12 protein-coding genes are annotated in these 11,309 nt (G+C 36.9%); 6 read left to right on the top strand and 6 right to left on the bottom strand.

The genetic code is table 11. From position 1 onward, the window contains the following. Positions 1–716 (top strand): DUF547 domain-containing protein (locus R3333_RS01405; protein WP_318956788.1); only part of this gene is annotated, 716 nt, incomplete at its 5' end. Positions 717–722: 6 nt separating this feature from the next. Here the strand turns inward: R3333_RS01405 and R3333_RS01400 are convergent. Beyond that, entirely contained in the window at positions 723–3,572 is a 2,850-nt protein-coding gene (locus R3333_RS01400) for a PD-(D/E)XK nuclease family protein (RefSeq protein WP_318956787.1), read from the bottom strand. A gap of 191 nt (positions 3,573–3,763) precedes the next feature. Between R3333_RS01400 and bcp the strand changes: the two genes are divergently transcribed. From bcp to R3333_RS01380, 4 genes are all read left to right on the top strand, one after another. Continuing rightward, on the top strand, positions 3,764–4,234 hold the full coding sequence (gene bcp, locus R3333_RS01395; protein ID WP_318956786.1) for a thioredoxin-dependent thiol peroxidase: 471 nt from the start codon (positions 3,764–3,766) through the stop codon (positions 4,232–4,234). A gap of 52 nt (positions 4,235–4,286) precedes the next feature. Next, positions 4,287–5,300 carry a recombinase RecA gene (gene recA, locus R3333_RS01390; protein WP_318956785.1) on the top strand — a complete coding sequence of 338 codons (1,014 nt, stop codon included), beginning with the start codon at positions 4,287–4,289 and terminating at the stop codon, positions 5,298–5,300. Positions 5,301–5,483: 183 nt separating this feature from the next. After that, complete coding sequence (locus tag R3333_RS01385) at positions 5,484–6,422, top strand: CocE/NonD family hydrolase (RefSeq protein WP_318956784.1); 939 nt, start codon at positions 5,484–5,486, stop codon at positions 6,420–6,422. Positions 6,423–6,473: 51 nt separating this feature from the next. Then, complete coding sequence (locus R3333_RS01380) at positions 6,474–7,151, top strand: DUF4377 domain-containing protein (protein WP_318956783.1); 678 nt, start codon at positions 6,474–6,476, stop codon at positions 7,149–7,151. A 50-nt stretch (positions 7,152–7,201) separates the two neighbouring features. On the opposite strand, the gene fbp is transcribed toward R3333_RS01380, so the two are convergent. Next, a complete protein-coding gene (fbp, locus tag R3333_RS01375; protein WP_318956782.1) occupies positions 7,202–8,209 on the bottom strand; it encodes a class 1 fructose-bisphosphatase in 1,008 nt (335 codons plus the stop codon). A gap of 308 nt (positions 8,210–8,517) precedes the next feature. Here fbp and R3333_RS01370 point away from each other — a divergent pair, with 308 nt between their 5' ends. After that, positions 8,518–8,772, top strand: a complete 255-nt coding sequence (locus tag R3333_RS01370; protein ID WP_318956781.1) for a hypothetical protein — start codon at positions 8,518–8,520, stop codon at positions 8,770–8,772. A 3-nt stretch (positions 8,773–8,775) separates the two neighbouring features. On the opposite strand, the gene R3333_RS01365 is transcribed toward R3333_RS01370, so the two are convergent. The 4 genes from R3333_RS01365 to ytxJ are packed head-to-tail and all read right to left on the bottom strand — an operon-like array spanning position 8,776 to position 11,306. Further along, positions 8,776–9,102: a hypothetical protein gene (locus tag R3333_RS01365; RefSeq protein WP_318956780.1), complete on the bottom strand. Its 327-nt coding sequence runs from the start codon at positions 9,100–9,102 to the stop codon at positions 8,776–8,778. 54 nt (positions 9,103–9,156) lie between these two features. Next, complete coding sequence (locus R3333_RS01360; RefSeq protein WP_318956779.1) at positions 9,157–10,224, bottom strand: glutaminyl-peptide cyclotransferase; 1,068 nt, start codon at positions 10,222–10,224, stop codon at positions 9,157–9,159. Next, complete coding sequence (locus R3333_RS01355) at positions 10,225–10,947, bottom strand: LytTR family DNA-binding domain-containing protein (protein WP_318956778.1); 723 nt, start codon at positions 10,945–10,947, stop codon at positions 10,225–10,227. It abuts the gene before it with no gap. Further along, complete coding sequence (gene ytxJ / locus R3333_RS01350; RefSeq protein WP_318956777.1) at positions 10,944–11,306, bottom strand: bacillithiol system redox-active protein YtxJ; 363 nt, start codon at positions 11,304–11,306, stop codon at positions 10,944–10,946. Before ytxJ ends, R3333_RS01355 begins: the two co-directional genes overlap by 4 nt. Positions 11,307–11,309: the final 3 nt, after the last annotated feature.

Below are 11,309 nucleotides of genomic sequence, written 5' to 3'. Positions count from 1 at the left end.
TGTCGCAAGGTAGAAACTACCCCAAAGGAGAAATGGTAGACCACTTAAAAATTCATGACCACCAATTGTGGACAGATTTGTTGGTGAAACACGTTGATTCTGTGGGAAATGTGAATTACAAAGGCTTTCAAAAAGATTCAACGGCACTTAATACCTACCTCCAACAATTGGCCAAACACACCATAAATGATGGATGGAGTTATGCTCAAAAAAAAGCATACTGGATCAACGCTTACAATGCGTTCACAGTAAAATTAATTGTGGATAATTATCCTGTAAAAAGTATAAAAGATTTAGGAGGTTCTATTTATAAAGTGAACACACCTTGGGATATTAAGTTTATTAAACTGGGAGATAAAACTTACGACTTAAACAACATTGAGCACGGTATTTTGCGCAAAGACTTTAGTGATCCGCGTATACACGCAGCAGTGAATTGTGCCTCTATTTCTTGTCCGAAGTTAAGAAATGAAGCCTTTACTGCAGCCAAGCTAGAAGAACAACTTACGGATCAGATGCGCGCGTTTATCAATAACCCACAGAAAAATACACTTGCCAAAAACGAAGTGGAAATTTCATCCATTTTCAAATGGTTTAGTGGTGACTTTACAGAGGAGGGCGATATCATCGATTACCTTAATACTTATAGTAAAGTAGAAATTAGTAAGGATGCCGACATCAGCTACAAAGACTACAATTGGAATTTGAACGAATAGTTTTAACTAGCCGCAATATTGACAATACTGGGCATCTGGATTGTGTTCAAATGGGATTGTTTCATCGTAAATCTCTGCTATAATTTGTTGCAAACATTCTTCGAAGAGCTCCATCAAATCATCCATACTTGCGGCTTCTTTCAATTTATTGTCTAAAAAGAAAATCCCGTCTTTGAGGTTAACCATAGAAAGTATGCCTGTTTTACCAGGATAAGGTTTTTGCGGATACCTTGACTTATAAAGCATGTTGTAGACCAATAATTGGAAAACATAATGCTTTTTACTCAGCACGTTGAGCAATACATCTTGCGGACTATTGCCTCCTCGGGTAGATGGAATCTTTACCTTATCGGTATTACAAGTCCCAGACTTATAATCTATAATTCTTACTTCATCTTCGAAATTGTCTATCCTATCTATGAACCCAACAAATTTTACCAACTTCTCACTTTTCTCTAATTGAATAGTAAGCTCTTTGGTAAATTCTCCTTCCACTTCTTCTATGAATAATTGTGCGGTAGGATTAGAAATTAGCTCTTCTTTTTGGGCTTTAAGTATGCTTTTTACCAAGTGATCGGCAACGGTTAAACTCAGGAAATTTTTACCTGTTTCTAAATACTCTTTGTGTTTATCGAAATGGGCAATGAATTCTTTTTGAAGGATAGGTCCGTATGTCTTTAACATTTGATCTATGTCTTCGGGCAATACATTCTGACCTTTGCGTTTTCCATCTCCAACTCTGCTGAACGGTTTTAAAAGTGTTTCTAGTGTATTGTGAATAAAACTACCGAAGTTGTTGGCCTCAATTTCTTCTTCTACTTCTTTTTCTTCTCCAAATCCTAATACATATCTATAATAGAAATCGAGCGGACATTGCAAGTATTTGTTCAACGCTGAGGCAGAAGTTCTATTTCCAAAATACTCATCCAAACGTGCCAAAATTGCTGGTGATTTTTCAACAGAAATTGTCTCACTTGATTGTTGCGTATCTTCTATGGAGTAATCTCTTTCTACCAGAGAAATATTGGGAAACTGTCGAGACAACTCCAACTTCACTTGGTGCACATAGCGCGAAGCCTCATCCACCCCCATCCTACGTTCAGCCGATGAATAAGTAATCCATACATTCTCTGCATGGTGTAACAATCTATAAACGTGATGGGCAAACAACCCTTGCTTTTCTCGTGGCGTAGGTAATCCGTGATACCTACGCAAATCCATAGGAATAAGGGTTTGAATTGGATTGTTGGGCGGCATACTTCCTTCATTCAATCCTACTACAAGCAAGTTTTTGAAATCCAGCAAACGCGTTTCCAGGAGTCCCATGATTTGCAAACCATCCAAAGGATTACCAAAATAGGCCAGACTTTGGGTTGACCAATGTTCATTAAAAATCTGTTTAAAGGAGTTGAAGTTAATTTTCGGCGCAAAACTTTCTAGTATATTCTGAAGTGCTACAAGCGATGCATCGAAATTATAGATGATGGCCTTTTCTAGGGTATGCTCTTCCTTATCTATAGATGTATAAAGTAAATCATTGAGCTTTCTCACAACTCCCAAAGCCTCGAGAGTATACTTTTCGTTTTGTAAGTTCCAAGCTTGCGTAATCAGTTTGATTAGCTCCTTTACATTCTTTGAAATTTTAATTTGATCTAACTTCAAAAACAACCAGTTGTTGTGCACAATTTTATCTTCTAGCGTCTGAAGTTGAAGTTTATCTGTATCACTCAACACCGCCAACATAAAAGGATGTTTAATGAGCTTGAGCAAATCCTTATAATAAATACTCTTGGTGCTAAACCTTCTAAAGTTTTCCTGAATGTTAAAAATCATATCTACCCAAGCACGCAAAGACGTGTTCTTTAAAGGTAAACCCAATGTAATGTTGGCTTCCTTAATAGTAGATGGTATATTCTTTAAAACGGGTACCACCATATTTTCATCCGCAAGCAGTACAACAGTATCTGAAAAATCTTTGGGTTGTATTTCATTCTTCAATAAGGTAGCAATAGTTTTTGCCTGCCCCGTACTCTGCTTACAATTGATGATTTCAATCTTTTTAGAAGAAGAAGCATAATGACTTTTCATATACGCTTCCTTTTTCAATTCAAAAGACTTGGCCAAGGGGCGTAAGAACATTCCTGCTTCGTGGTTATGATCTTTCATGTAGAATTCATCTACATCTATGAATATTTCTGCTTTACCCATTTTTTTCAATTGCAGCATAATGCTCTCTTCAGCTTTCGACAGCGCATTAAAACCGGCAAAAATGAATTGTGCATTTTTGTTCTCTTCAAAAAGCAGGTGTAGATGTTGACTAAAATTAGCATAGGCCGCCCCCATATTAATGGCGTCCTCTTGTTTCAACATCTCTTTGAATGCTTTATAATAGTCGGGCAAAGTTTCCCAGAAAGCTAAGAATCTCTTTTGGGCATCGGTCAATTCATCTTCACCCACGTTCCATGCTTCTAACTCTTTTACATCCAAAAGATTTACGAACAATTGCTTTGTTTCTATGAGGTAACGATCAATTTCATCGAAGTCACTCAACAAAGTTCTTCCCCACTTTAAGAACTCATCCAAACCTTTGTTCTCCGGTCCACTTATTTTCTCGTGTATCTCATACAATTTGAACAAAGCCCACGTTTTATCTATAATGGATTGAGGCGTATAATTCTTCACCCACTCGTCTATCGTTAAAATGTTGGGAGAGAACACAGCCCTGTCGTATTGCTCGAATAAAGCTTTTTGTATATACTTTTTTGCTCTTCTGGATGGTAGAACAATCGTTAAGTCTGTTAATACATAGTCTTTCAATTTTATATGATTCGCTATTCTATCTACAAACTTTTCCATATTTATTTTGTTCTTTGTGGTAAACGAAGATGAATATTTTTTTTCGATTGAAAAGGAGTCGCTCTCTTTTTTCTAGGTATTCTTCTTCCTGCAACAACGAATTTAAACATAAACTTTGTTTGATTAATTATTTTGCATTACTTTTGACTATATATTCGTCATTTTAATTAATCGGACACAAAAAAGAAACAATGAAACATTTAAAAGTAGGAGACAAAGCACCCGATTTTAACGTAAACAATGAAAAAGGAGAAGCAGTGAGCATGGCTGATTTTAAAGGTCAGAAACTTGCTATCTACTTTTACCCGAAGGATATGACGCCGGGGTGTACCAATCAAGCTTGTAACTTAACAGAGAATTATTCAGCATTACAAGACGAAGGTATTGCTATTGTTGGAGTAAGTGCAGACGATGAAGCAAGACACCAGAAGTTTATTGACAAACACAGTATACCATTCACCTTATTAGCGGACGTTGACAAAAAAATGATCAACGATTACGGAGTTTGGGGATTGAAGAAATTTATGGGTAAAGAATACGATGGTATTCACAGAACAACTTTCCTAATCAATGAGGAAGGTATAATTACGCATATTATAGAGAAGCCAAAAACAAAAGCGCACGCTGAGGAAATTTTAGCCGCTTTCAACGAAAATAATTAGAGCGTAAATAGTTTACGATCAACCAACCTACATTAGCTAAAAATTAAACGATATGGCAGCAAAAGAAATAAACGCAGACAAATTAAAAGCTCTCCAATTAACAATGGAGAAACTTGACAAAACCTTTGGAAAAGGTACAGTAATGAAATTAGGAGATGGAGTTGTAGAACAAGTAGAAGTAATACCTACAGGTTCTGTAACTCTAGACTTAGCCCTCGGTGTAGGCGGTTTTCCTAAAGGAAGAATTGTAGAAATATACGGACCAGAATCATCTGGTAAAACAACTTTGGCCATTCACGCCATCGCAGAAGTACAAAAGCAAGGTGGTATTGCAGCTATAGTAGATGCCGAGCACGCATTTGACCAGTTCTACGCAGCAAAACTAGGAGTAGATGTAGATAACTTATTGATTTCGCAACCAGACAACGGAGAGCAAGCATTAGAAATTGCTGATAACCTTATCCGATCAGGTGCAATCGATTTATTAGTTGTCGATTCAGTTGCAGCTTTAACACCAAAAGCAGAGATAGAAGGTGAAATGGGCGATTCTCAAATGGGACTTCAAGCACGTTTGATGTCGAAAGCCTTAAGAAAACTAACTGCTTCAATCAACAAGGCAGGATGTTGTTGTATTTTCATCAACCAGTTACGTGAGAAAATTGGTGTTATGTTCGGTAACCCAGAAACTACTACAGGTGGTAATGCATTGAAATTTTACTCTTCAGTAAGATTGGACATCAGAAGATCTTCTCAGATTAAAGACGGTGATGAAGTAATCGGAAACAGAACAAAAGTAAAAGTGGTGAAAAACAAAGTAGCCCCACCTTTTAGAAAAGCAGAATTCGACATCATGTATGGAGGAGGTATTTCTAAAGTTGGTGAAATATTAGACATAGGTGTTGACCTAGGTATTATTAAAAAGTCTGGATCATGGTTCTCTTACGGAGAAACCAGATTAGGACAGGGACGTGATGCCGTGAAAACAATCATCGGGGATAACCCAGAATTAATGGACGAATTAGAAGCAAAAATTAAAGAAGCTCTTGCGGAAACTGCGCAAGCGTAAACTGCATATCGTTTAATAATGCAAGCCACCCCATAAAATGGGGTGGCTTTTCCTGTATTAAATTAGGGTTAAACCTCCATAACTCTCTCCACATTTTAAAAAATAATGCGCATATTTGCACTGTAAATCAAACATTTGCATTACACTCAACGAAAAGAGTACAATATTTTCGGAATACTAAAAATGAAACTGATTACCTATATACTCGCTTGTATTATCACACTCTGCTCCTGCGGAGAAGTCGAATTATCTACCGTAGAATTAAAACAAAAGTTTGGAGCATTTGGGGAAGATTCATTAAAAACACTTCCCATAGACTACAGCGCCTCGCCTGTCAGTAGGACTATTCAACACAATCTTGAAAAATACGATTTCCTTAATCAAGTGAAATCAGAAAAAATTGCATTTATAAGTAACGGTACTTTTTTAACGGGTGCCATGGTTCAACCCATAGCACAAGGCATTTACCCATGTATTATCATTAATCATGATCTAAATGACTCAACGAGTAAGATAGATATAACCACAACCGTTAACATGCTCGCTCCTTTAGCCGCCAAAGGTTTTGTAGTTGTAGCTTACAACCAAGCTGGTACTGGTGGAAGTGAAGGAGAATTTGAAATTACCAAACACACCCAAGATTTAAGTAAACTAATATCTTATGTTAGAAATTTAGAAGCTGTAAACCCAAACAATATTGGTCTTTTAGGTATTAACTCTGGGAGCTACATCAATTATTTATCGCTGCAAAAAAATAAGTCAAACGTACAAGCTGCTATAAATATTACCGGACTTTCACCTACCAGCTTAAATCTGAGTTCTATCAATAACTTTTATAAAAAACACTTGGCGGACGCCAACAACGACATAGGTTTACAAACGACAACCTTTCACAATACACCCATCTTGAACATGAGTAGTAATAACATTGAGGAATACACAACCAACACAAGAAATTTTTACGATAAAATACATACTCCTTCAATTAAGACTGAGAACGAACACAAGCTCATACAAAACCGTACACTATTCAGTTCCAACCAATCAGAAGTTATAGACCTCATTCAATTTTGGTTTAACACCCATTTATTTCCTCAACCCAACATCGCGCTACTTAAGTAATTCCTTCTATTCGGCATAAACATTGCTTACTTTTGTTCAAAAGGATAAAAGATGAAGTTATTACAATTCGTTCTCGCAATACTCATACTAAGTTCGTGTAGTATGTTTAAACACCAATCAAAAACGCAAACAATGTGGGTAAACAGTTCTCAAACTGACTGCGTTGGAGTGGGGCCTCAAAAATGTTTACTTGTACAGCACGGAGATAGTTTAACCGATGTTTGGCAAAATTTCTACGACGGCATTGAAGGTTTCGATTACGAACCGGGATACATCTATCAATTAGAAGTTAAGAAAACCGTTTTAGACCCATCAGAAGTTCCAGCTGACGCATCGACAATTAAATATACTTTGGTGAATGAGCTTTCTAAAACTTTAGATCCAAAACTACAAATTCACGATATCTATGTAATAACCAATATTTCTGGGTACGGAGAAATCAAGGATTTAAGTATCGCTCCAACCATGGAAATCAACACAACAAAAAACCAAGTGTTTGGTAAAGATGCTTGCAACAATTACAGCGCATCAATTAATTTGCTCACTGACACGGATATCACTTTTGGTATGGCTATGGCTACTAAAATGTACTGTGAAGAAACAATGCCAATTGCAGACGCATTTCACAAAGCTTTCAATCAAGTGAAGCATTATCAATACAAAGAAGGCCTCCTTTATTTGATGAACGATGAAAGAAAAGTAATATTAACCTTGAAAAAGGTAGATTAATAAAAAAGGGAGGTAATTAATTACCTCCCTTTTTCTGTCTTATATATTTTCTATTCCGCTGCGCGTAAACACTCGTGAATCTTCTCAACCATTTGTTTAGAACCTGCGTAGTAATCTACTCTTTGGTGCAAACGCTTTGGCTCAATCTCCATAATTCTATTCTTACCATCTGTTGCCAATCCTCCAGCTTGTTCAATGATAAATGCCAATGGATTACATTCGTAAATCAACCTTAATTTTCCTTCTGGAGAATTCGTTGTTGAAGGGTATACATAAACACCTCCCTTAATCAAGTTTCTGTGAACGTCTGCTACTAAAGAACCAATATAACGTCCAGAATAAGGTCTTCCTGTTGATGGGTCATCCTGACGAACGTACTCACAGTAATCTTTCAACCCTGGATGACATCTATTCAAGTTCCCTTCGTTAATCGCATATAAACGTCCTGTTTCTGGTGCTTTGATATCTGGGTGAGACAAACAGAATTCACCGATAGAAGGGTCCAATGTAAATCCATTCACCCCTTTACCCGTTGTATATACCAACATTGTAGAAGAACCATAAATTACGTAACCTGCAGCTACCTGCTCCGTTCCTTTCTGCAACATATCTTCTTCAGTTGCCAATGTACCTACCGCAGATTTTCTTCTGTAGATAGAGAAAATAGTTCCAATAGAAACGTTAACATCTATGTTAGATGACCCATCTAAAGGATCAAATAACACAACGTACTTCCCATTTTTCGCAGCTTCACTTTCAAAGGCAACGAAATCATCATTTTCCTCACTTGCAATACCACAAACTTCACCACCATTTTGAAATGCCTTAATGAAGGCCTCATCAGCAATTACATCTAATTTTTGTTGCTCCTCTCCTTGTACATTTGTATTTCCTTGAGCTCCCAAAATATCAACCAACCCAGCACGGTTTACATCTCTATTTACAATTTTAGAGGCCAAGGCAATATCATTTAATAAACGCGATAACTCTCCTGTTGCAAAAGGAAAATCATCCTGTCTATCCAATATAAATTCGTTAAGTGTAACAACTTTAGACATAAGAAAATTTTTTTGGCAAATATCGTCATTTTAAATTAGTCCAAAGAACTTGAACTGTGGAAATTTACCACTAGGCGCATTTCAATAAGGCCGCCCGGGCGTGTCTTCCACTTAACTCCTCGCCAAGAGGTTCTTTCAACATCATTTCATTAGAGCTTCTCCTGTCGCTCTACTTTAATATGTTTCAAAAAACATCTAGGCTGTGGGGTACCGTTTCAACCACTGGCAGAAATTGATACTGATCAACAAAACTTAATTTTTGTCCTTATCCATCCCCTGCTTTTAGAGATATACCCTATTTTTGTACTATGAATTGGAAGTCAGTAATTTTAACAGCAGTATTTATAGGAGCTTTTGTCTTTTTAGGAGATGCTCAATGTTCTCAATGTAAATTGGTAGCTGAAGCTAGCGGTGTAGATAAGGATGCTGAAATTTTAGGAATTACAAATACCACCAACATCAACCAAGGTATCCTTTATATCATGGCCGTTCCTTACATCATCCTCATGTTTTTGTTTAGGAAACAAATTAGCCGACTTTTCAAAGGAATTAAAAAAGCCTAATCTTCAATCTAATCGCTCTATATCTTTAATCTCAAAAGGAACACAAGATCCTTCGGTGATTTCACGAATGACTAATTTATAGTTCCCTCCTTCTTTGAGGTCTTCTATAGACAATCCATGGTCTAACATTTCTAAACTGTCCAAACCGTAACTGCGCTTAGTTTCCAAGGATTCGAAACGGAAGATTTTATAGCTATCATCATCCCACCCTAAGCCTACAGATTTGAATTCAAACGTTGCATAATGACAAGGGCCACCGACTTTCCCTCCTGCATCGTTACAGGAAAAAAGCAGGCTACATATTCCGATTGTTACAAGTAGATATTTCATACTCCAATATCCTGAAAATTAAAAAGTCCCCAAAATATTTGAGGACTTCTTTTATTATTTTTTAAAACTAACTTCGAGTAACTCGGGCCATTCTTTACCGGTGAGATACACCTTCCTCGAAACCGAATTATAAGCTATTCCATTCAACACTTCTCCACTACCTCGGTGGTCTAGTGCTAATAAATCACAGTCAATTACACTTTCTACATTACCCGTATTCGGATCTATCACTACGATTCTATTAGAAGTATAAACATTGGCGTAAATCTTTCCGTCTATGTATTCCAATTCATTCAAGTTCCCGATAGGTCCTCTGTTCGTAAACACTTCGATTTCTCTTTCAACACCAAAAGTTTCTGGGTTTCTAAAGTAAATCTTATGTGAACCGTCAGACATAATAATGTGCTCTCCATCGTTACATAAGCCCCAACCTTCTGTAGGATAAGCCAATCGTTTAATTTCCTCAAATGTATTCACATCATATACAAAACAAGTCTTCGCCTTCCATGTCAATTGGTACACCTTGTCTTCTAAAATTGTAATTCCTTCTCCAAAATATTGGCCTTCCAAACTTACTTCTTTCAAGGTAACACCTCTTTCTTTAAGTACTTTCAACAATTTACTTCTTCCGTACTGTCCAGTTCCTTCATACAATTCTCCTTTGTAGAACTCTAAACCTTGCGTATACGAAGTAGTATTATGTGGCAACGCTTTTTCTACCACTGCTTCCCAACGTTCAGGCTCAGTTTTAGAAAGCACGCGAATATTTCTAGAATCTTTAACCACCTTTCCATCTTTCAACTTTGCTTCTAAGGTCAAACGGTGCGAACCAAATGTCAAGTCGTTAGATTTCACAGTCTTTTCAAAAAACCTACCTCCAAAATGCTGATTAACAATTACACTATCGTTTAACCAAAGTTTGAAACTCTCAATTTTTGTAGAATCGAAAGCAAGTTGAACGGGAATGGGCATTCCTGTGTTGTAGTAAACGTTGTTGTTTGGACTTTTAAACTTTGCTTCAAACAAAGGACGGTATGTAGATTTTGAAGGCGTATCATTTTCACAGCCAACAAAAAAAAGGCCCACGGTTAAGAAGGCCAATATCGATTTTAAAATTTTCATTTATAGGTTGTTTAACATCTCCATCACCTGTGCCTTTTTACGTGTAGACACGGGTACTTTAGTTCCATCTTTCATCACCAATTCACCATTTGTTTTCAAAAACTCTTTGATGAACTCTGTATTAATTAAATGCGATTGATGCACGCGGAAGAAGTTATATTCAGACAACATTTTATCGAATTCCTTCAACGTTTTAGTTACCAATAGCTTCGTACCATCCATGAAATAGAAGGTCGTATAGTTTACACTCGATTCACAACGAATGATATCTTCTATGTTTACGATTTGAATTTTCTCGAGGGTATTCAAGGCAATCTTTTTAGAACCTTGCATATTCTCCTTTAACAAACTCAAACGCTCCGAACTATTGTTTTGATCTTTGGCTCTTTTCACGGCCTCCATCAAATCGTCCGGATCAATAGGTTTCATTAAATAATCAACTGCCGAAACTTTAAACGCTTTTAAAGCATAGGCATCTGAAGCTGTAGTAAAGATGACATCAAAATCCAATTGCGGTAAAATCTCCAACAAATCAAAACCAGAACCATCTGGCATTTGTACGTCCAAAAACACTAATTCTGGACTCACATCTTTAATCAATTTAGCACCAGAAACCACTCCTTGTGCCTCACCAATTATTTCAATTTCTGGACAGTAACTCTCCAAATCAGCTTTGAGCGCAGTACGCGCTGCTTCCATATCATCTATTATAACTGCTTTCATAATTTCTCTAAAATTTCAGATGCTCTTATCGCTGAGTGCGACGCATGATAGGTCACTTCTCCATTTTGAATAAGTATCGCTTGCGGTGATTGATGTTCTACCTTCAACTCGTCCGCTACTTTATTCGAAACTGCTCTAAAGGCAATCAAATCTAAGAAATAAATAGTGCAATTTGCATCATTGGGCCATTCACTTTCAAATCTATTTAAAGCCATAGAAGAGATAGAACAACGCGTACTATGCTTAAAGATAAGTTGCGCTTGCTCTTTCGAAGCTTCTACTATTTCTGCAATTGCGTTTTCTTGGTTCAAGGGTTTCCAAGAAAGCTCCTCTCTTTTAGATCGTGTAAATAATCCCATAAT

Source organism: Lishizhenia sp., assembly GCF_033720595.1.
Taxonomy (GTDB): domain Bacteria; phylum Bacteroidota; class Bacteroidia; order Flavobacteriales_D; family Crocinitomicaceae; genus Lishizhenia.
Note: the sequence above shows the minus strand (reverse complement) of the source record. Positions and strands in the feature narration are given on the sequence as shown.

Excerpts from the sequence above, each read along its gene's own strand:
- fbp (WP_318956782.1), bottom strand. The coding sequence starts at position 8,209 with ATGTCTAAAGTTGTTACACTTAACGAATTTATATTGGATAGACAGGAT.
- recA (WP_318956785.1), top strand. The coding sequence starts at position 4,287 with ATGGCAGCAAAAGAAATAAACGCAGACAAATTAAAAGCTCTCCAATTA.
- R3333_RS01355 (WP_318956778.1), bottom strand. The coding sequence starts at position 10,947 with ATGAAAGCAGTTATAATAGATGATATGGAAGCAGCGCGTACTGCGCTC.
- R3333_RS01385 (WP_318956784.1), top strand. The coding sequence starts at position 5,484 with ATGAAACTGATTACCTATATACTCGCTTGTATTATCACACTCTGCTCC.
- R3333_RS01360 (WP_318956779.1), bottom strand. The coding sequence starts at position 10,224 with ATGAAAATTTTAAAATCGATATTGGCCTTCTTAACCGTGGGCCTTTTT.
- ytxJ (WP_318956777.1), bottom strand. The coding sequence starts at position 11,306 with ATGGGATTATTTACACGATCTAAAAGAGAGGAGCTTTCTTGGAAACCC.
- bcp (WP_318956786.1), top strand. The coding sequence starts at position 3,764 with ATGAAACATTTAAAAGTAGGAGACAAAGCACCCGATTTTAACGTAAAC.
- R3333_RS01380 (WP_318956783.1), top strand. The coding sequence starts at position 6,474 with ATGAAGTTATTACAATTCGTTCTCGCAATACTCATACTAAGTTCGTGT.
- R3333_RS01365 (WP_318956780.1), bottom strand. The coding sequence starts at position 9,102 with ATGAAATATCTACTTGTAACAATCGGAATATGTAGCCTGCTTTTTTCC.
- R3333_RS01400 (WP_318956787.1), bottom strand. The coding sequence starts at position 3,572 with ATGGAAAAGTTTGTAGATAGAATAGCGAATCATATAAAATTGAAAGAC.
- R3333_RS01370 (WP_318956781.1), top strand. The coding sequence starts at position 8,518 with ATGAATTGGAAGTCAGTAATTTTAACAGCAGTATTTATAGGAGCTTTT.